Genomic DNA, 20153 nt, shown 5'->3' with positions numbered 1-20153 from the left:
TCTAGCGATCGGCCTCCAGCGTGCGTTTCTGCTACGCTCAACCGTTGTGAGCACGATCTCCGAACCCCGCACCACTGACGCTGGTCGTCGCGCCGACTGGCTCGCGCTTTCCGTCGTGCTTCTGCTGGCCGCACTCTTCTTTCTCTGCTGGTTCAACCGCTTTGCGGCGCTTCGCTCGGGTGACGGAGAGTACACCGGCGGGCTAGCCTTCCTTGCTGGCCGCCTGCCTTATCGCGACTACTACACAGCCGGGCCACCGTTTAACCAGATCAAGTCGGCAATAGAACTCGGGCTCTTTGGCAAGACTCTTTTCGTCACACGGCTTTGTGGCGTCGTGGAACGGCTGCTCATCGCAGGGGTGCTGTTCTTCTGGCTTCGCCGCTACTTCACGCGCATCGCGTCTGCCCTCGCCGCGCTGGTTACGATCATCGTTTCGGCAGGCGATCGCACGGACCCCCTGGCGTCGTACAACCACGATGCCATCCTCTTTGCGATCCTTTGTGGGTTCTTTGCCTGCTACTCCATGCGTGCCTCTTCCGTTCGCCGCGCGTCGCTGTTCGCGGCTCTGGCGGGATCTGCCGCAGCCATCAGTTCGCTCACCAAGCAGACGGTTGGACTTGGTACGGCGGTAGCCGTGTTGATCCTGCTCGCTGCCAGCACATGGCATCTCTTTGCGCTGCGCCGCGCTGTGCTGGTAAAGCTCAGCTACCTCGCCGGTTTTGTTCTGCCTATCGCGGTGGTGGCTCTCTACCTGCAGCATCTGGGAGTGCTTGGCTCCGCGCTGCACATGCTTTTCGTCGCTGGCCCCAAGGCCAAAGCCTCCGGAGCGCATGAGTTCCTCACTCGAGAACTCTCCGTCGCCATCGGCAATCCTATATGGGTGCTGCTGGCTGTTCTTGCGCTTGCTGTTTCTCTGGCAGCTATCCTTCGCAACCTTCGCGCTGAGCCCTCGGCAGCCCCCTCTGCTTCGCTAAGAAGCTTCGCGCTTGCAGGCTTCGTTGTCATCGCTGCAGCGTGTGCGCTAGCGCTCACGTCGCTACCTGCACTGGAAGACTTCGGGAAAGCCTCTGTCTACTTCGCCTTTATTGGCACGAGCATCGTAGGGCTGGTCGCCATCGCACTTTCCTTCGCTCGCAGGCCTCTGGCGGCGCGTAATTGGGAGCTCGCGCTCTTTGCGGCTGTTGGTTGGTCGGTAGCCTTTACGCTTTCGCTCTCATGGCCTGCCTTTGAGGCGATGACTCTGCCTGGGCTCGCGTTATTGCTGGCTGCAGCCCATGACGGCACGCGACTCTGGGGACGCCGTTTCCTCTATCTCGTCGCCGCGGCAATGATCTTTATCCAGATTCGCGAGAAGCTTGAGCTGCCTTTCGCGTTCAACCATCAGGAAGAGCCCGCGGTCCGCTTCGCGACGGTGCGCTCCAATATTCCGCAACTTCGCGGAATGCGCTTCCCGGCGGAGACTGCTCGGCTCCTCGACCGAACGACCGAGGTGATGCAGCAGGCGGCTCCAAAGCCTGAGGATACAGTCTTCACATACCCCGAGTTTGGGCTGATCTACGCACTCGCGGATCGCAATCCGCCGACACGCGCTGGCTCACATAACATCGACGTCATCCCCGACAGCTTTGCGCGTGAAGAAGCGGCGCGCCTTCTTGCGCATCCTCCCAAGGCCATCCTCTACGCCCGTCCTACGGAGTCTGATCTGCTGGACGACGAGCGTATTTGGCGTCACGGCCATCGCAGTGGCCAGCGAGACCTCATCTACGCACTAGATCAACTCGTGAGCGCATGTACGTTGACGGATACCTTTGTGCTCAAGGCCGGGGACACACCGATCATGCTCTACAACTGCGCGGCGAAACGCCCCTGACGCAGACCCGACGAATCAACCCGGGTAACCCCCGCTGGGCTCCGTCAATCGTCCATGTATTCATCACACGGCGCAGGTATCATTAGGGCGTTCGCATAGGCTGAGCGGAAGAGGAGACACGGCGCTGCATGGTGCCTCAGGTAGGGCAGAGAATTGGTCCGTACGAGATACTCGGTCGCCTCGGTACGGGCGGCATGGGACTCGTCTTCTCTGCGTGGGACGGCCGTTTGCAGCGCGACGTCGCCATCAAGATCCTTCGTGATGAGTACGCTACGCCGGAGATGCGTTCACGCTTTCTCCAGGAAGCCCGCGCCGCTTCTGGCCTGAACCATCCGAACATCTGCACCATCTTTGACATCGGCGAGCAGGACGGCGATCCGTTTCTCGTCATGGAGCTGCTCAAGGGCGAAACGCTGCGCAACCGTATCAATGCCGGCGATATTCAGCTCAGTGAAATCGTTCGCGTCGGCACAGAGGTCGCGGATGCTCTCTCGACGGCACACGCTCGCGGTATCGTCCATCGCGACATCAAACCCGCGAATATCATCCTCGTTGACAAGCCCGGTGGCGGCTTCAGCAGCAAGGTGCTCGACTTTGGTCTGGCCAAGGTGGAAGCCTACGGCGAGTCGATCTTTGACCTCACACACACTGGAACGACCGTTGGCACCGTCGCGTATATGTCTCCCGAGCAGGCTCGCGGCGAACAACTCGATCCTCGCTCCGATCTCTTTTCTCTCGGCGTCATTCTCTACGAGATGGCAACCGGTCGCGTCCCATTTCATGGCGCCACTAGCGCGCTGGTCTTCGTTGAGCTGCTTTCCCGCGAACCCGCACTCATCCGCGACCAGAATCCCGGCATTCCCTCAGGCCTTGAACTCATCATTCACCGGCTTCTGGAAAAGGATAGAACTCTACGCTTTCAGGACGGGCAGGACGTCGTCAATGCTCTGGCCAAACTCGGCCTGTCGGGATCGTCTGCAGTACGCGCGACCCCTTTAGCTCGCCGCAGTCCAATGCCTTCTGTCGCGCCTCCGGCACTCAGCAGCCGCCAGATTCCGATCGCCCCGTCCAAGCCAACTTCGAGCAGCGACTCCTCACAGGCTTCTCTTCCTCCAACGCAACCTGCCATCCGTGCCTTACGCCAGATGGAACGCAACCCCAGTGCTCCGGCTTCTTCGACACACCGGATCGCAAAAGCAGAGCCCGCACCGCCCAAGGATGCTTCGAAGGACTCAAGCGACGACTTTATCCGTCCCGTACGGCGAGTTCTCGACAGCGAAAGCGCTGTCATGCGTGCAGCCTTCGAGTCTTCCGCATTTCACAACATAGCGGCGGAGCAAAAGAGTCCTGAGGTTGAAAAAACGGAGTCTGCAACCCCAGTGGCTCCTAAGACGGCAGGGGCACAGCCGCCAGACGACGAATTCCTGCCTCCGCAGACGCGCCTTGTCGCCGAGGGAGCAGAGCCTGCATACGATCCGAACGAGCAACGATTTGCCGCGCCATCCAGGCCGATTGTTCCGCAGTCGGCTCGCAAGCCGCAGTCGCGTGATTCGCTTCCGGTCATTCACTTTCCCCGGCAGCAGAGTTCGCGTCCTGCGCCGCGCTTCTCGCGCATTGAAGAGGTTGAGCCCGCAGACATCCTGCAACCGCCTCTGCGACCATTGCCTCCCGTCTCCGCGTTGCCAGAGGCAGAGACTCCGAGGCAGCGCTGGTGGCTGCTTCCATTCAGCCTTGTCTTCATGGCAGCTATCGGCTTCGTGGCCTGGCAGCTCTGGCCGCATCGGGTCGCCACGGATACTTCGCGCATCATCCCCCTGGCTCTGCTTTCTCCTGTGAATACAACGGGAGACTCCGCCCTGAGTGGCGCTCTCAGCGCAGGCATTCTCTTTGATCTGGCGCAGTCGCCACAGTTCCTTGTGGAGGATCAGGCCACACTGGACGCAGGTTTACAATCGGCAGGATTTCAGGTCTCGAGCACACTCGCCCTTGAAGACGTCCGCCGCGCAGCACAGTCGCTTCTGGTCACAGAGCTTCTGCAACCTGCGATCCATCGCAACGGCAACGCGTACGTCGTCTCCGTGCGCATCATCATGGTGGGTACGGGGGCTGAGGCCTTCCGCATGGACGAAACTGCGCAAAGCCGTGAGCAGGTCGTCGACGCTATTGACCGTCTCGTCGTCGATCTTCGTACCGCGAGCGGTGAAGTGAACGATGACGTCACCCGCACGGCCGTTCCGCTTTCGCGCGAAGCTTCCAGCAACCTCGACGCCCTGAACGCCTACACGCAGGGAACCAATCAGCTTGCGCGCGGGCAGTTCGATGAAGCTTCCACCTCTCTCGAACATGCTACTTCGCTGGACTCTCACTTTGCTCCCGCATGGCTGCAGCTTGCAGATCTATACCGGCGCGAGAGTGCAGAAGTCGCAGCAGCTCAGGCATCCACCTCTGCGCAAACCGCAGCCAGCAGAGCGTCAAACCGTATGCAGCACCTTGCCGCGGCAACGTTCGCTCTCAACGTAACAGGCGACTTGAACTCCATAGCCAGCTCTGCGCAGGCGGTTCTCGCCGACCATCCTCACAGCGTTCGGGCACACATTTTCACTGCGCTTTCATGGCTGGAGCAAGGCAAGTTTTCTGAAGCTGGACAGGCCGCAGATGGTGCTCTCTCGCGCGAACCCTACGACGTCTCCGCTCACCGCATAGGAGCACGTGCGTTGATCGGGCAGGAACGTTTTGGTGCCGCTCTTGCAATGCTTAACCACGCCGGCCCCAATGGCGCGGCTGCCCCTGAACTCAAGCTCTTGCTGACATGGTTGCAAAGCAATCAACAAGGCCCCATCGACCTCTCCACTCCAGCAATGGGGAACGCCACTCTAGGCTCGATGCAGGCATCCCTGCTGGCCGCACTTGGGGATACCGATGCAGCCTATCGACTATGGCAGGGCGTGGCCGCAGAAGCAGGAACGCATCCTCCGTTGTTCTCCACCGCAGGAAATGCTCTCTCGCATGAGGCTCTCGACATGGCGCTTCTGGAGAACTGCGGACAGGTTCCCGGCGTTGTTCAGAGCGCTCAAGCGTACCCACTCGGCCCCGAGGCGACGTTTCGCTCCGGTCTTGCCAGCGCTCTCTGCGGAAACCTCGATATAGCTCGCAAAAGCGTGGACAAGTTGAACCGAACGTATCCAGAGTCATACCTCGCAAAGAACAGCTACATTCCTTCGCTACAGGCCGTCATCCAATGGAAGTCAGGAGACTCTGCGGCTGGGCTGCATACGCTCCTGAACGCACGACAGGCGGACATCATCTCCTTCGCACCTTATCTTCGTGGCCTCATTCATCTCAAGGCGCATCAATCAGCAGATGCCGTAGCGGAGTTCCAACTCGTTCTGCAGCATGGTGGTTCCACCGCGCTGGTGAATCCTGTGCTCTATCCGCTCGCTCAACTCGGCCTTGCTCGTGCGTACAACGCCAGCGGAGATCACGATAACAGCGCGGCAGCGTATGCCAAGTATCTGCAACTGATCCCATCCGCCTCTGCCAGCTTTCCTCTCGCGGCGGAAGCCCGGAACGGCAGCGTTCACTAGCTGTTGACAGCGGGTTCCAGCGGCTTCTTCGGAAGAATGCCTAGCTCCTCATAGACTGGCCGCATCTCCTCGCGGATCTTCGGCAGTTGCGTCGAGAACCATGCCGCACCCAGGATGCAGACGGCTCCCGTCAACATCACCGTGTGTTGCGGTCCGAAGCGGTTTGCCAACGTCCCTCCCAGCAAGCTTCCAAACGGAGCCATACCTACAAACGCTACAGTGTAATAACTCATCACGCGACCCCGCTTGTCCTCGGGAACCAGCGTCTGAATCACCGTATTGCTGGCCGCGATACCTTGCATCATCCCAAAGCCGATAAACAACAGCGCCACCATCGACAGCACAAACCAATGAGAATAGCCCAGCAGAATAAGGCCGCCACCAAAGAGGAAGCAGGCAATCTGGATCATTCGGGTCAACCCGCGCACGCCACGCCGCAGCGCAAGCGTAATCGCAGAAATCACCGCGCCTATCCCGCTTGCTGAGGAAAGCCAGCCCAGCATATGCGCCCCGCCGTGCAGTACATCGGAAGCAAATAGCGGCATCAACACCATGTACGGAAAGCCCATCAGGCTGACAACCGCAAAGAGCAGCAGAATCGTTCGGACAGGCAGAAACGTCGAAACGTACGCCCATCCGTCCTTCAGCCCTTCAATCATCTTGGGTGGGGCCTTGCTGACTCCCTTGGAGCTATCGAGCCTCATCATCAGCAGGGAAGCGATCACCGCAATGTAGCTCAGGCCGTCCACCAGGAAGCACCAGCCTTCGCCAACGGCCGCAATCAGCAGCCCGGCGATAGCTGGCCCGATCAGCCTCGCAATGTTCACCATCGAAGAGTTCAGAGCAATCGCTGAACGCAGCGATTCGCGGTCGTTGACCATCTTGACCAGCGCTGCCTGCCGTCCCGGCATGTCAAACGCGTTGATGATCCCCTGACACGCACTCAGTAGCAGCAGTTCATGTATGGTGATGACCTTGGCCAGGGTGAGGAAAGCGATTGTCAGCGATTGAATGCCGGCAAGTACCTGCGTCCACACCAGCAGCTTGCGCCGGTCCATCCGCTCAATCCACACACCAGCGAATGGAGCCAGCAGAAACGTAGGAATTTGTCCCGCAAAACCCACAATTCCCAGCATTTTTGCCGAGTGCGTCAGCTTGTACACCAGCCAGCCAGTTGCGATACGCGTCATCCACGTACCAATCAGCGAGATGCTTTGACCGGTGAAAAAGAGGCGGAAGTTGCGAGAGCGAAACGCCCGCAATCCCTCTCCTACGCGCGATAGCTTTGCCACGCCTTCTATATCTGTTGTGCTTTGCTCTGCCACTCTACTATCTGACGATAGCAGCATTCAGATAGCTTCCACATCTTGGCACGATAGAAAAAGAGCCTCCATCCGATGGAGGCTCTGCCGTTTTCTATACCCAGTTCAAAAGCCAAAGAATGACAACGATGGTCAGGATCGTACCCAGCAATCCGCTACCGCGATAGCCCCAGTTCCGCGAGTAGGGGAACACAGGGAACGAGCCAAACAGCAGTAGGACGAGAACAATAACCAAAATCAACATCATCACTGCACCTCAGAAGGAATCTCTTTCCCTTGCCATAGATGCAGAAATTTACGGACGAAGTTATCTGACAGAAAAAACGTCAGCTGAAATTTGAGCAAGCAACTTCAGGCTTTCAATCTGGCTCTCATGCAATGTGGAAGCATGTGGTGAAACCACAGCTTTGGAGGCGAATTCCGATATGTTTATCCTTTTGGCTGTCATTCTTTTAGTGCTTTGGGTCGGCGGTTTTTTCGTCATGCACATCAGCGGGTTTTTAATTCATCTGCTCATCATCTTTGCGGTCATTTCGCTGGTTATGCAGTTGATCACCGGCCGTAAATCCTGATACATTCATCGCACAACAAATGAGCCGGGCCTTGGCGGCCCGGCCTTTGTTTTTCCCATACAGGATTTCTAGCCAGGATTACTGTCGAGCACTGGAGGGCACCGAATCATGTGCCGCCGGGGGAGGCATCTGCTCCAAGGGTGTAGGTGACTCGTCCTCGAGCTTTTGCAGTTTCCCAGCCAGTGCGATCTCCAACACTTCATCCATGCTCTCCACAAAGTGGAGCTTCATCTCATTCCGGATGAGTTCAGGCAGATCCTGAAAATCCCGCTTGTTGTCCGCAGGCATGATGGCTTCAAAGATCCCAGCGCGATGTGCCGCCAGCAGCTTCTCCTTCAACCCGCCAATCGGAAGCACCTTGCCACGCAGCGTAATCTCTCCGGTCATCGCAATATCGCGACGAACAGGGATCTTGGTCAAAGCAGAAGCCAATGCCGTTGCCATCGTGATACCAGCAGAGGGGCCATCCTTGGGAATCGCACCTTCCGGCACATGGATATGAATGTCCAGGTTGCGGTAGAAGTCCTTCTGCAGGCCAAGGTGATGCGCACGCGACCGAATCCATGTCAGGGCTGCCTGAGCGGACTCCTGCATCACGTCACCCAGTTGCCCGGTCGGCGTCATCTTGCCTTTGCCGTCCAGCACCTGTACTTCGGTCTGCAGAATGGTTCCACCCATCTCTGTCCAGGCGAGGCCGGTAACCAGACCCACTTCATTCTGCTCGTGTATCTGTGAGTCGCGATACTTTGCCACACCTAGCAGATCGGCCAGCGCTACAGCCGTAACTTCTTCCTTGTGCTTGGCGTCCTTAACGACCTTGCGAGCGATCTTGCGGCAGACATTGCCAATCTCGCGTTCGAGATTACGTACCCCTGCTTCGCGCGTGTAGTAGCGAATGATATCTCGCAGTGCGTCATCGGTGAAGGTGAGTTGCTCGCCGGTCAGGCCATTCGCCTCAACCGACTTCTTCACCAGGTACTGCTTGGCGATCTCAAGCTTCTCCACCTCGGTGTAGCCGGTAAGGCGCAGAATCTCCATGCGGTCCTGCAGAGGGCCGGGAATCGTGTGCAGCACGTTGGCGGTCGCAACAAACAGCACCTGCGACAGGTCGTACTCTACGTCGAGATAGTGGTCCTGGAATGTCGAGTTCTGCTCGGGATCAAGCACTTCCAGCAGGGCACTCGCTGGGTCGCCACGGAAGTCGCTGGCGAGCTTGTCGATCTCATCCAGCATGATGACCGGGTTCTTCGTTCCAGCCTTCTTCATGCTTTGGATAATCTGTCCGGGAAGCGCGCCGATGTACGTGCGGCGATGCCCGCGAATCTCGGCCTCGTCACGCACACCGCCAAGCGACATACGCACGAACTTCCGGCCGGTTGCCTTCGCGATGCTCATACCGAGTGAGGTCTTACCGACACCCGGAGGCCCGACGAAGCAGAGGATCGAACCCTTCGGGTTCTTCACCAGTTGACGCACGGCGAGGAACTCGAGAATCCGGTCCTTGATCTTCTCCAGCCCGTAGTGGTCCTCGTTCAGCACCTGCTCGGCGTTATCGATGGAGCGGATCTCCTTCGACTTCTTGCGCCACGGCACGGCCAGCAGCCAATCGAGGTAGTTACGGCTCACCGTGGACTCAGCCGACATCGGCGGCATCGCTTCCAGCTTCTTCAGCTCCTGCGTTGCCTTTTCGAGCACGTCCTTGGGCATGCCGGACTCGTCGATCTTCTTCTTCAGCTCATCGAACTCCGAGCGTTCGCCGCGGCCCAGTTCCTTCTGGATCGCCTTGATCTTCTCGTTGAGGTAGTACTCCTTCTGAGCGCGCTCCATCTGCCGCTTCACGCGGCCCTGAATGGTGCGGTCCATGTTGAGCTTCTCTATGGCGATGTCCAGCGTGTCTGCGACGCGAGACAGACGCTGCTCCGGGTCGAAGACCTCTAGCAGCTGCTGTTTCTCTTCGATCGACAGGGAAAGATTGGCTGCGATCACGTCTGCCAGCTTTGCAGGCTCGTCCGTGCGCAGGGCAGCGGCAGCTTCCTGGTTCAGTGACTGCTGCAGCTTGCTGTACTGCTCATAGAGCTGATGCACGCGCGAGACAAGCTGCTCGGTCGCGGGAGTCGATTGCAGCTCTGCCTGCGAGGTCGTGACGGTGGCCACAAAGAAGCCATCTTCGTCGTTGACGTTCGTGGCCTGCGCGCGCTCTACGCCTTCGACAAGCACCTTGATGTTGCCGTCGGGCATACGCACCGACTGCACAATGTTGCCGATCACGCCGACCTTGTAGATGTCGTCCGCGGTTGGCTCGTCGACGGAGGCGTCATACTGTGTCGCCAGAAAGATGCGACGGTCGCCCGTCAGAGCTTCTTCGAGCGCTCGTACGCTTGACTCTCGCCCAACGACAAAGGGCGTCATCATGTGCGGGAAAATCACCATCTCACGGATGGGCATCATCGGGAGTTTGCGCTGTGCGCCGGTAAGGATGTCGCGTTCTTCGTTTGCCATAGGCCTCCCGATTGGACGCATCAACTGCTTGAAAGATGCGACGTGGTCTTAGCTGGAAATTGTACCCGCTTTCAAGGGTGCATAAGGGGTACCTATCTTTCATCGCATCGAAATCCGGACGCACTCCGTATGACGTTGAAAAGAGAAGAGCCCGAAGGAGGCGATCTCCTTCGGGCTCTTCGTTCTTTTCTTGTGCCTACTGACTAGCCTGCTTTTTCCAGCAGAACCTGTGTCGTGATGTCGCGATTCTTGACCATCTCATCGGTGATCACAATTTCACGAACCTTCTTGTTGCCGGGAACGTGATACATCAGGTCAAGCATTAACTCTTCGAGGATCATACGGAGTCCACGTGCGCCAACCTTGCGCAACAAGGCCTCGCGAGCGATTTCGTGTGCTGCTTCATCGGTCCACGTGACCTTCACACCCTCGTAGTCGAAGAGCTTCGCATACTGCTTCAGGATGGCGTTGCGCGGCTTGGTCAAAATCTCGACCAGCGCGGGCTCGTCCAACTCGTCCAGAACACCCAGCACGGGCAGACGGCCAACAAACTCAGGAATCAGGCCGTACTTCAGCAGATCCTGCGGCTCAGCCTTACGTAGCAACTCCGCATCACGCTGTGCGCGGATAGGTGTTACGAGTTCCTTGTCGTGCTCGTCCTGAATCGCCTTGAAGCCGAGAGCCTTCTTGCCGATACGGCGACCGATAACCTTTTCCAGCCCAACAAACGCGCCACCGCAAATAAACAGGATGTTCGTCGTGTCGACGATGGTGAACTCCTGGTGCGGATGCTTGCGCCCACCTTGCGGCGGAACGTTGGCAACGGTGCCTTCCAGAAGCTTCAACAGTGCCTGCTGAACGCCTTCGCCGCTGACGTCGCGGGTGATCGAAGGGTTTTCATCCTTGCGGCCAATCTTGTCAATTTCGTCGATGTAGATAATGCCCGACTGAGCACGAGCCACGTCGCCGTCTGCTGCCTGCAGCAGCTTCAGGATGATGTTCTCGACGTCTTCGCCCACATAACCGGCTTCGGTCAGGGTCGTTGCATCCACGATCGCAAACGGCACGTCCAGCATCTTTGCCAGAGTCTGCGCCATCAGCGTCTTGCCCGATCCCGTCGGACCAACCAGCAGAATATTCGACTTCGCCAGTTCCACATCGTTACCGCGGACACGGTTCATCTGCACGCGCTTGTAGTGGTTGTAAACAGCGACTGCGAGCTTCTTCTTCGTCATGTCCTGCCCGATGATGTACTCGTCGAGGAAGGTCTTCACTTCATGCGGCTTCGGCAGATGCGCCGGCGCATGGCCTGTCTGCTGCTCGCCCTTGTCGTCTTCCAGAATGGAGTTGCAGACAGCAACGCACTCGTCGCAGATGTACGCGCGAGGATAGTCGGAAGGTGACGAGATCAACTTGGCCACGGCATCCTGCGATTTATGGCAGAACGAACAACGCAGCGACTCTTCCATGCCCCGAGAGGTCTTCATAGACGGGTGCAACTCCTTCTTTACAACTCAGTAAGTTTACACCTCAGTCAATGGCATAAGTGTCCAACTTCCGTACGCTGCATGTGTATTTCGGGGTACATGATATCAATCAAGGTTCATAAATCTGACCTATCTTTGAACACAACAAAAAGCGGCTGCCTGGAGGACTCCAGGCAGCCGCTTTTCAATCCGAATACTTAGCTCAGAGCAATGTTGTGCTCAGCGGTGTACTCCTCGATCGTCTTCGTACCCTGCAGCACCTGGGTGGTCTGGTCGTTGATGTGAACCGTCACGTCCGTGATGCCGATGAATCCGAAGATGAACTTCAGGTAGCTGGTCACAAAGTCCACGCCATGCATCGGCGAACCTGCACCGTAGTTGGCTCCGGCAGCGATGATCACCGTGACCTTGCGGCCCTTGGCTAGACCTTCGTAGCTTGCCGAGAACGTCTTGCCAATGCGAATGATGTGGTCAATCCACGCCTTGAACGCCGAAGGCATGTTGAAGTTGTACAGAGGCGTCGTGATCAGAACTTCATCCGCACCCAGAAGCTCCGCGATAAGCTCATCGCTGGGCTTCAGAGCCGCCTTGTGGGCTTCCGTGTGCTCGTTCACAGGGCTATAGGCACCCGCGATCCATTGCAGGTCGACAAAGGGAAGAGGATTGGCGGCAACATCACGCGTCACCACGGTTCCACCGGGGTTCGCTTCCAGCCACTTCTCCTGGTACAGGTCGCCCAGCTTGCGGGAAACGGACCAGTCGCCACGAGGGCTTACTTCGACTTTCAAAAGGGTAGCCATGTACTAAAACTCCTGTGTTTCGATTCTGGCGCCAACCACGCCACTTCTTCGGATGAGCCGGTTCTGCTCAAGGACGCAAATATATTTGCGTTGATATAAATACTAGCCCGTTTAGCTTCCGGCTGCATCTCTGGCCTGTGAAGAAATGAAAACGAGTGGCCTAAGCCACTCGTTTTCCGTTAAATGCTCGTAATTTACGCACGCGGTCGATGAATGATCTCGTCGATAATGCCGTACTCCACCGCCTGCGGAGAGGTCATGATGAAGTCGCGGTCCGTATCCTTTTCGATCTGTTCCAGCGTCTGGCCGGTGTGCTGGGCCTGAATGCGGTTCATATTTTCGCGGATACGCAGGATCTCGCGAGCCTGGATATCGATCTCGGTCGCCTGTCCGCTGATGCCACCACCCATGATGAGCGGCTGGTGAATCAGGATGCGTGAGTTCGGCAGGGCGAAACGCTTGCCCTTGGTGCCGGACATCAGCAGGAACGCGCCCATGGACGCCGCCTGACCAATGCAGAACGTCACCACATCATTCTTGATGTACTGCATCGTGTCGTAGATGGCCATGCCAGCTGTGATCGACCCGCCCGGCGAGTTGATGTAAAGCTGGATGTCCTTTTCTGGGTCTTCCCCAGACAGGAAAAGCATCTGCGCGATGATCAGGTTGGCGACGTTGTCATCAATCGGCGTGCCCAGAAAGATGATGTTGTCGCGTAGCAGACGGCTGTAAATGTCATACGAGCGCTCTCCTCGGCTCGTCTGCTCCAGCACCATCGGAATCAGTCCCATTTGCACTCTCTTTCTCGGCAGGTGTTGCGTTTGCGAAGTGGTTCTCTTCGTTGCTCTAGATGCTAAGGCCTCGCGTGGGATTCACGCGAGGCCTTAGCTGTGGAGAACTTGGGTTCATTGAACCGTTGTGCTTACTTGGCCAGCTTTTCGTAAAGCTGTTCGCCCGTACGCTCACGACGAATGCTCTCGCGAATGCGCTGCACGGTGCCGTCAGACTCCAGGCGCTTGCGCAGGGAATCGAGCGGTTCGCGCTGCTGGATGGAAAGCATCAGAAGCTCGCGCTCCAGCTCTTCATCGCTTACGGTCACGCCCATCTGGTCCGCAACCTTGTCCAGGATCAGCGAAGCCTTCACTTCGGCGATAGCCTGTTCGCGGTTCGCTTCGCGCAGACGCTCGAAGTCGAGCTGGCGCATCGCATCCGGCGTCATGCCCTGCTGTGCCAGTGCACGCAGACCACGCTCCAGGCGTGCATCCACCTGCTGGGCCACGAACGCTTCGGGGACAGGGAAGGTGAACTTGTTGATCAGCTCTTCGACCATCTCGTCGCGTGCACCCGCTTCTACAGCCGACTTCTTGCGGCCCTGAGCGCGCTCACGGAGCTTGGTTTCAAAGTCTGCCCAGTCTTCGTACGGTCCGAGCTGCTTAGCCAGCTCAGCGTCGCGCTCCGGATAGGTCTTCGACTTGATCGCCTTCACGGTCACGTCGTACTTCACGGTCTTGCCCGCGAGGCGAATGTCGCCGAAGTCTGCCGGGTAGACAACTTCGGTTTCGATCTCCTGGCCGACCTTGGTGCCGCGGATCGAGTCAGAGAACGCCGCGAGGGTGTTCTTGCCGCCGATCTCGATCATTACGTCGTCGCCGGTGATCGGCTGTTCTTCTGCCGCAGCCGACTCAACGCCATCTTCGCCAACGGTCTGTGCGAGCGCCTGCACCTGTCCGGTGAAGCCGATCTCTGCCCAGTCGCCATCGACGATCGTGCGCTCTTCCGTCACCGTCTCAACGGTAGCGTGGTGGTCGAGCACATTGGTGATCTCTGCCTGGAACTCATCTTCCGTCAGCTCGGACTCCGGGCGCTTCGCCGTCACGGCGTCATAGCCGGTTACGTCGAACTCGGGAAGGGTCTCGAAGGTCGCGGTGAACTTCAGCGGCTGGCCTTCTACGAGGAACAGCTCGCTCACCTGGGGCTGCGAGATGGGCTGCAGCTTCTCAGCTTCCAGCGCCGTGCGGAACTTCTCGGAGATCAGCGATTCGAGCACTTCCTGGCGGATTTCCTTCGCGAAGCGGCTCTTTACCAGAGTTGCAGGAACCTTACCCGCGCGGAAGCCCGGAATGCGGGCCAGCTTGGTGTAGCGCGAGGTGACGGACTTGAACGCCTTCGTCACGTCTTCAGCCGGAGCCTCAACGTGGATCGTGCGGGTCAGTTCCGGATTCAGCGCCGGTCCATGGTGATGGTGCCCCTCGTGCGAGTGGTCGTGGTTGTGCTCTTCGTTCTGCGCAGGAGTAGCGATCGCCGCGTCTTGAGTTTCAGTCGGAGTCAATGTCTTGGTGCCTTCCAGAGGGGATTTCTCTTATGCAATCGAATATTCCGCAGGCTTGCGGAACGTTTGCCGTAGCGCCGGTTCCTGTCCGGAGCCGTGATACTGCGCCAGCTTCTAAGGATACGAGGGTCGATAGCGATGGGTCAAACCGGGCATCTAAGGTGTGCTGGAGGCTTTCAGCCTAGATCGATTCCCGATGGGGAAAATCTCCAGCCGCAGCCGCAGCGTCTTGCTCGCTCCCGGAGCCAGCAAAGGGACGGATTCTCCTTCAGCCGTGCTCTCCGGCTCGAGAGAAATCCAGCTCATTTTGCGGTCTGACCGTATATGAACCGCCTGAAATCCATCGCCAGCCATCGTCAGCCGCAATCCTGTGCCGATCTGCGAATTGCGAACCTCGACAGCAGGCCCATCGTCCAGCAGCGCATGGCTAAGATTCACGTACGTCGAATCCAACGCCGTACCGGTCAAATTGGTTCCGGAGGCCTGCGAGAAGTCCTGCTCACCGCCCTTTACATCCTGAATCTTTCCACGGGAAAGAACAGAGGTAGAAGGGACGTAAAGTTGCATGTGTCCATGCGTGGAATCAGGCAGAGCCAGTATCGGACGCCACGCCAGCGCGAAGGGCACAGCTGTGCCCCCGGTATTCTTCACTACCCAGGTCACATCAATGGCCTGTCCCGTCAACCGTACGCTTCCGGTCATCTCCAACGTCGAGGGCCAATCTTTCTTCGTTCCCACCTCGAAGGTTGAGGTGACAGCCTGACCCTCGGCCAAGACCACCGTTTCCGTCTTTGTCGCTGCGGTGCCTGATAGCGAGCCCTCTACCGAGGTTGAGGCATTATCTGCAGAGGCAAAGATCTGAACCGGTTGCTGCACAACCGTAGTTGTCAGGAGCTCAGGATTCGTAGCCACCGGCTCTCCTGTGAGCTGCCCGATCCACGGCGCAAGAAACGCTCCCCCAAAGGTCGGGCTCATTCGCCCCCCGGCGTCGTTTCCTTTATTGGTAAGAACCGTAGAGAGGTTGTCACTCGGCAAGTCGACCAAAAGCGGTACGTCTCCCATGCCGGGAATAGACGCGTGAATCTGCTCCATCTGCATCCCACGCCCGGGGAACAAGGTCAGGGATGTAAACTCCGCCTGGCTGCCCAATGAACTCACGGTGCGCGTCAGTGTTACAGGAGGTTGTCCACCGGGGCCGGCATAATCATCAACTTCTTCATCACCCAGTTGTTGCTTCAGGCGATGGAAATTTCCATGGATATGGTTGTAAGCAATCGTCAGCAACCCAAGGCATAACAATCCCACAAGAAGCGGGGTAATCATTCCATTCCATTTACGGCGGCCCGATGCTACAAACGACTTCATCTTCTTAGAGACCTTCAAATAAATAAAACCCCATCAGCACAGAGCGCGTACTGCTGCCAGAAACGCTTCGCTGGCTATCTCTTGTACACGCTCAGTGACCACTTCGCATAGCTCTTTACGAAAAGAGGCCTAAGGACATAAAGATGCAATCCGTGTCGCAAAGGTGGCTTGACTTTGCGGACAGCTTGATCCCGCTCATCCAAGCATCCAACCGATCATCAGAAACTGTCATCCTATTGCTCAAGTGCGACTTGATCTGCACACGGAGGAAAGCAAATGCGTCACAAAGAATTCTGGATTGCTCTTGGCATCGGTGCTATTGCCGGCGGAGTTGCGGCCTTGATGTACGCTCCTCAATCTGGAGCCTCTACGCGGAAGAAGCTCAAACGGGGCATCGAAGATCTTGGTGATACCTTGCAGGACTCGGCGGAGTACCTGAAGAAGCAAGCGGATTCTCTTGGAAAAGAAGCTCAGAAGCTCATCGACTACACCAAGGACCATTTGGATGACGCCGTGGATGAAGCCCAGGGCTATATCAAGACCGCCAACAAGGCGATCTCTAAGCTCGTCTAACCAGCTATCGTGACAAACGCCCGCAGGAGCTCTCCTGCGGGCGTTTGTGCGTAGCAGCCACTTCGGCACAGGAAAAAGAGTGGCGCCTGCAAGCAGGCGCCACTCTTGGTTTTTCCAGCGTGAGTCTTTACACCGTCGACAACGCCAGGCCATCGCTCTTCTCGTCGCCCTCTGCACTCAGCGGGCGATAGAAAAGGTGGTTGTTCTCGAGATACACCTCGAGGAACGCTGGCCGGTCGGTGATTTGACCTGCGATCAGTGCCTCTGACAACGGGTCTTCGATGTGGCGCTGGAGAGCACGACGCAGCGGACGCGCACCGTACGAGCGGTCCGTCACGGTCTTGTCCAGAATCCACTTCTTGGCCTCGTCGGTCACAGAGAGCGTGATCGCTTTGTGGACCAGATGGCTGTTCAACTGCTGCACCAGCAACTCGAGAATCTGCATCAACTCCGAATCGCCCAGCGCCGTGAACACAATCGTCTCGTCGAGGCGGTTCAGGAACTCCGGCGTGAAAACCTTCTTCACCTCTGAGAGCACCATCTCCTGCATCTTCTCGATCGCCACCTCATCACGCTGAGACTGGAAGCCCAGGCTTTCGCGCTTCATCAGGTGCTTGGCGCCGATGTTCGACGTCATGATGATGATCGTGTTCTTGAAGTCAACCGTGTTGCCCAGACCATCGGTAAGCTGTCCGTCGTCGAAGACCTGCAGCAGCAGGTTGAAGACATCGGGATGCGCCTTTTCGACTTCGTCCAGTAGCACAACCGAGTACGGCGAACGCTTTACGCGCTCTGTGAGCTGGCCGCCCTCCTCGTAACCGACGTAGCCCGGAGGCGAACCGATCAGCTTCGAGACGCTGTGCTTCTCCATGTACTCCGACATATCGAAGCGGATCAGCGACTTCTCGCTGCCAAAGAGGAACTGAGCCAGCGTACGCGCCACTTCCGTCTTACCCACGCCCGTAGGCCCGAGGAAGAGGAACGATCCAATCGGTCGCGAAGGGTTCTTGAGGCCAGCACGCGAACGGCGAACGGCACGGGCCAGGGCACTGATCGCCTTGTCCTGCGCAATCACGCGCTTGTGCAGCTCTTCTTCCACGCGCAACAGCTTCTGCGTCTCTTCTTCCTTGATCGACGTAATCGGCACGCCGGTCCAGCGGCTGACGACGTCCTCAATGTCTTCGCGCGTCACAATGCCCGAGCTCGACTCATCAAGGTGATACTTGTCGCGCAGAGCACGCAGGTTCTCGCGCTCTTTACGCTCTTCGTCCGAGTAGAAGCGAGCCTTCTCGAACTCATGATTCGCAATCGCCGACTCCATGCGGTGCACGATGAACTTGATCCGCTTCTGAACCTCTGTCAACTCCTCAGGCAGCGTCGTCTGACGCAACTTCACACGCGCACCAGCTTCGTCGATCAAATCGATCGCCTTGTCCGGCAGGAAGCGGTCAGGGATGTAGCGGCTCGAGTGCGTGACCGAAAACTCGATCGCCTCATCCGTGTAGCTCACCGCGTGGAACTTCTCGTACTTCTCGCGGATGCCCATGATGATCTTGATGGCATCTTCTTCGTTCGGAGGAGGAACCTTCACCGCCTGGAAACGGCGTTCCAGTGAGCGGTCCTTCTCAATTGACTTGCGGAACTCTGCAGGAGTCGTTGCGCCGATGCACTGAATCTCGCCGCGGCTCAGCGCGGGCTTCAGAATGTTCGCTGCATCCAGTGAACCCTCTGCCGAACCCGCACCGACCAGAGTATGAATTTCGTCGATGAACACGATAGCGTTGCCGGCTTCCTGCAACTCCTTCATGATCGTTTTCAAACGCTCTTCGAACTGGCCGCGATACTTCGTCCCCGCAACCACCAGCGACAGATCAAGGGAAAGCACCTTTTTGTCCGCAAGGAAAGAGGGAACTTCGCCGTCCGCAATTTTCTGCGCCAGGCCTTCGACGATCGCTGTCTTGCCAACACCAGGCTCACCGATCAGCACCGGATTGTTCTTCGTACGACGGCACAGGATCTGGATCACGCGCTCGACTTCGAAGTCGCGGCCAACCAGCGGGTCAAGTTGCTGCTCGCCTGCAGCTATCGTCAGATCGCGTGAAAACTCGGCCAGCATCGACTGTTCTTGTTGCTGTCCGCGCTGCTTGGAACTGCCGGAGGCAGCCGGTGCAGGCTTCTCCTGCGTCGTACGCTGCAACTCTTCACGAATTGCCGAAAGGCGCAGCCCTCGCTCGGTCAGAATCTCTGCAGCAAAGCACTTCTCCTCCCGCAGCAGGCCGAGTAGCAAATGCTCCGTTCCAATATGTTTATGAGACAAGCGTTCAGCCTCTTCGGCTGCATAGGCCAGCACGCGCTTGCATTCATTCGATAGCGGAAGATCGACGGAGGTCGAAACCTTCTCGCGTACCGTAGTGTGCTGCTCAATCTGCTTGCGGATTGATTCCACTGACGCATGGGACCGCAGGAAGCGGTTCGTCAGGGCCTTATCTTCGCGCAGCAGTCCCAGCAGGAGATGTTCGGTTTCGATGTAAGGCGATCCGAACTGGCTCGCCTCGTAGCGCGCGAAAAAGATTACGCGTCGCGCCTTCTCTGTATAGCGTTCGAACATGCTCACCCTCAGCCTCAAACCGTCGCCCGCGCTGTGTAGAACCCAGTACTGCAAAGGGCGCGGTCTGTGTTGACGTCATTGCCGTGGTCGCCTCGGCAATCCTCCGCCGAGACACGAACTGTAAACCCATAACTCCGGGCCTTCCAGAAGGTTGGCCCTAGTGTATCCGCGTCGGGCGTTTCCGGCCACGGTCCGGAAACCTCTCCGTCACATTTCTTTAGACGCGAATGTGGAAAATCGGTCGCAAACCGCCTTCTCGCCGCCTTTTAGCGGCCAGGTTGTAGCGTTTTGCCCAACCTGGTCGAGTGCTTTCTTTCGAAACAGCTGGCCGCGCATCTGCTCTGCATTTGGTGCTAACCTAAAGCCGCCCATGATTTTCTCGAAAGACTACGTAGGTTACCTCGCTAAGCAGACGGTCAAGCACCTCGTCGCTGCCAAGATGATCAAGACCGAAAAGCCAGAGCTCGTTAACGAGCGCGTGGCCTACGCTTTGGTCGATGAACTCTCGCTCGAAGACCGCATCAACGAAGAAGTGCGCGTCATCCTTGAGGCATTCCAGGACGACATGCTCAAGACCGGCGCCAGCTACCCGGAGATGTTCAAGAAGGTAAAGAACGAACTGGCCCGCAAGTATAAGGCGGTGCTCTAGTGCGTATTTCCCGCGACAAGCTCAACAAACTTGCCCACACCGTTGCCGATGCCCTTGCTGAGATCGACGAAGTCGACTTTCTTGAAGATCGCAACACAATTCGCCAGGAAGCCCGTAAGGCACTCGAAAAGCTTCTGCTGGAAGAGACCCGCCTGGATCAGGCCGCTCGCCTGAAGATCAGCTCCCAGCGCAAGATCATCCTGGAAGGCTCGCAGGAGTGGGAGATCCTCTACCGCAAGTACTACAACGACGAAGTCAAGAAGCTCGGCCTGTAGAAATTTTGCACAGAAAAGGGAACTGCCCGGCCACAGCGCCGGGCAGTTCTTTTGCTATACTGAACAAGTCGCACCGGTACAGCCCTGTATCGTATGTGGCGTTATGGTGTAACTGGTTAACACGTCGCCCTCTCAAGGCGAAGAGTCCGGGTTCGAGCCCCGGTAACGCTACCAAAAACCTCAGTAAAATGAATAGTTTACGGCGATGGTTGAAATCGCA

Annotated in this window: 15 protein-coding genes and 1 tRNA gene; 7 read left to right on the top strand and 9 right to left on the bottom strand. The window is 57.6% G+C overall.

Going from position 1 to position 20153, the window contains the following annotated elements; genetic code table 11:
* Nucleotides 1-46 precede the first annotated feature (46 nt).
* Together PW792_08375 and PW792_08370 are read left to right on the top strand one after the other, a co-directional pair.
* A complete protein-coding gene (locus PW792_08375; GenBank protein MDE1161948.1) occupies nucleotides 47-1870 on the top strand; it encodes a hypothetical protein in 1824 nt (607 codons plus the stop codon).
* Nucleotides 1871-1998: 128 nt separating this feature from the next.
* Nucleotides 1999-5454, top strand: a complete 3456-nt coding sequence (locus PW792_08370) for a protein kinase (protein ID MDE1161947.1) — start codon at nucleotides 1999-2001, stop codon at nucleotides 5452-5454.
* On the opposite strand, the gene PW792_08365 is transcribed toward PW792_08370, so the two are convergent.
* Nucleotides 5451-6716: an MFS transporter gene (locus tag PW792_08365; GenBank protein MDE1161946.1), complete on the bottom strand. Its 1266-nt coding sequence runs from the start codon at nucleotides 6714-6716 to the stop codon at nucleotides 5451-5453. The two genes, PW792_08370 and PW792_08365, sit on opposite strands and share 4 nt — an antisense overlap.
* A gap of 154 nt (nucleotides 6717-6870) precedes the next feature.
* A complete protein-coding gene (locus PW792_08360; protein MDE1161945.1) occupies nucleotides 6871-7023 on the bottom strand; it encodes a DUF3309 family protein in 153 nt (50 codons plus the stop codon).
* 178 nt (nucleotides 7024-7201) lie between these two features.
* Between PW792_08360 and PW792_08355 the strand changes: the two genes are divergently transcribed.
* On the top strand, nucleotides 7202-7348 hold the full coding sequence (locus PW792_08355) for a lmo0937 family membrane protein (GenBank protein MDE1161944.1): 147 nt from the start codon (nucleotides 7202-7204) through the stop codon (nucleotides 7346-7348).
* A gap of 78 nt (nucleotides 7349-7426) precedes the next feature.
* Here PW792_08355 and lon read toward each other — a convergent pair whose 3' ends face one another.
* The 6 genes from lon to PW792_08325 all read right to left on the bottom strand — a co-directional run bounded on the left by lon (nucleotide 7427) and on the right by PW792_08325 (nucleotide 15786).
* The gene (gene lon, locus PW792_08350) at nucleotides 7427-9847 is read right to left on the bottom strand and encodes an endopeptidase La (protein MDE1161943.1); all 2421 of its coding nucleotides are present in this window, start codon (nucleotides 9845-9847) and stop codon (nucleotides 7427-7429) included.
* A 203-nt stretch (nucleotides 9848-10050) separates the two neighbouring features.
* Nucleotides 10051-11334 (bottom strand): ATP-dependent Clp protease ATP-binding subunit ClpX, encoded by a 1284-nt coding sequence (gene clpX, locus PW792_08345; protein ID MDE1161942.1) that lies wholly within the window; start codon nucleotides 11332-11334, stop codon nucleotides 10051-10053.
* Between the two features lie 197 nt (nucleotides 11335-11531).
* Entirely contained in the window at nucleotides 11532-12134 is a 603-nt protein-coding gene (locus PW792_08340; GenBank protein ID MDE1161941.1) for an NAD(P)H-dependent oxidoreductase, read from the bottom strand.
* Nucleotides 12135-12328: 194 nt separating this feature from the next.
* Nucleotides 12329-12925, bottom strand: coding sequence for an ATP-dependent Clp endopeptidase proteolytic subunit ClpP (gene clpP / locus PW792_08335; protein MDE1161940.1), 597 nt, complete (start codon nucleotides 12923-12925; stop codon nucleotides 12329-12331).
* A gap of 131 nt (nucleotides 12926-13056) precedes the next feature.
* Entirely contained in the window at nucleotides 13057-14463 is a 1407-nt protein-coding gene (gene tig, locus PW792_08330) for a trigger factor (protein ID MDE1161939.1), read from the bottom strand.
* 156 nt (nucleotides 14464-14619) lie between these two features.
* Nucleotides 14620-15786, bottom strand: a complete 1167-nt coding sequence (locus PW792_08325) for a hypothetical protein (protein MDE1161938.1) — start codon at nucleotides 15784-15786, stop codon at nucleotides 14620-14622.
* Between the two features lie 318 nt (nucleotides 15787-16104).
* On the opposite strand from PW792_08325, the gene PW792_08320 reads away from it, so the two are divergent.
* Nucleotides 16105-16401 (top strand): YtxH domain-containing protein, encoded by a 297-nt coding sequence (locus PW792_08320; protein ID MDE1161937.1) that lies wholly within the window; start codon nucleotides 16105-16107, stop codon nucleotides 16399-16401.
* A gap of 127 nt (nucleotides 16402-16528) precedes the next feature.
* Here PW792_08320 and PW792_08315 read toward each other — a convergent pair whose 3' ends face one another.
* A complete protein-coding gene (locus tag PW792_08315) occupies nucleotides 16529-19009 on the bottom strand; it encodes an ATP-dependent Clp protease ATP-binding subunit (GenBank protein MDE1161936.1) in 2481 nt (826 codons plus the stop codon).
* Nucleotides 19010-19379: 370 nt separating this feature from the next.
* Here PW792_08315 and PW792_08310 point away from each other — a divergent pair, with 370 nt between their 5' ends.
* From PW792_08310 to PW792_08300, 3 genes are all read left to right on the top strand, one after another.
* Nucleotides 19380-19658, top strand: coding sequence for a DUF507 family protein (locus PW792_08310; GenBank protein MDE1161935.1), 279 nt, complete (start codon nucleotides 19380-19382; stop codon nucleotides 19656-19658).
* The gene (locus tag PW792_08305) at nucleotides 19658-19933 is read left to right on the top strand and encodes a DUF507 family protein (GenBank protein ID MDE1161934.1); all 276 of its coding nucleotides are present in this window, start codon (nucleotides 19658-19660) and stop codon (nucleotides 19931-19933) included. The genes PW792_08310 and PW792_08305 overlap by 1 nt, the downstream gene beginning before the upstream one ends.
* A gap of 97 nt (nucleotides 19934-20030) precedes the next feature.
* A tRNA-Glu gene (locus PW792_08300) sits at nucleotides 20031-20107 on the top strand.
* Nucleotides 20108-20153: the final 46 nt, after the last annotated feature.

This window comes from Acidobacteriaceae bacterium (genome assembly GCA_028283655.1).
Taxonomy (GTDB): domain Bacteria; phylum Acidobacteriota; class Terriglobia; order Terriglobales; family Acidobacteriaceae; genus Granulicella.
This window is presented reverse-complemented; position numbering and strand designations above follow the sequence as displayed.

Bases quoted from the DNA above. Each gene is read 5' to 3' on its own strand.
- PW792_08320 (MDE1161937.1), top strand. From the start codon at position 16,105: ATGCGTCACAAAGAATTCTGGATTGCTCTTGGCATCGGTGCTATTGCC.
- lon (MDE1161943.1), bottom strand. From the start codon at position 9,847: ATGGCAAACGAAGAACGCGACATCCTTACCGGCGCACAGCGCAAACTC.
- clpP (MDE1161940.1), bottom strand. From the start codon at position 12,925: ATGGGACTGATTCCGATGGTGCTGGAGCAGACGAGCCGAGGAGAGCGC.
- PW792_08360 (MDE1161945.1), bottom strand. From the start codon at position 7,023: ATGATGTTGATTTTGGTTATTGTTCTCGTCCTACTGCTGTTTGGCTCG.
- PW792_08315 (MDE1161936.1), bottom strand. From the start codon at position 19,009: ATGTTCGAACGCTATACAGAGAAGGCGCGACGCGTAATCTTTTTCGCG.
- PW792_08355 (MDE1161944.1), top strand. From the start codon at position 7,202: ATGTTTATCCTTTTGGCTGTCATTCTTTTAGTGCTTTGGGTCGGCGGT.
- PW792_08340 (MDE1161941.1), bottom strand. From the start codon at position 12,134: ATGGCTACCCTTTTGAAAGTCGAAGTAAGCCCTCGTGGCGACTGGTCC.
- PW792_08310 (MDE1161935.1), top strand. From the start codon at position 19,380: ATGATTTTCTCGAAAGACTACGTAGGTTACCTCGCTAAGCAGACGGTC.
- clpX (MDE1161942.1), bottom strand. From the start codon at position 11,334: ATGAAGACCTCTCGGGGCATGGAAGAGTCGCTGCGTTGTTCGTTCTGC.
- PW792_08370 (MDE1161947.1), top strand. From the start codon at position 1,999: ATGGTGCCTCAGGTAGGGCAGAGAATTGGTCCGTACGAGATACTCGGT.
- PW792_08325 (MDE1161938.1), bottom strand. From the start codon at position 15,786: ATGATTACCCCGCTTCTTGTGGGATTGTTATGCCTTGGGTTGCTGACG.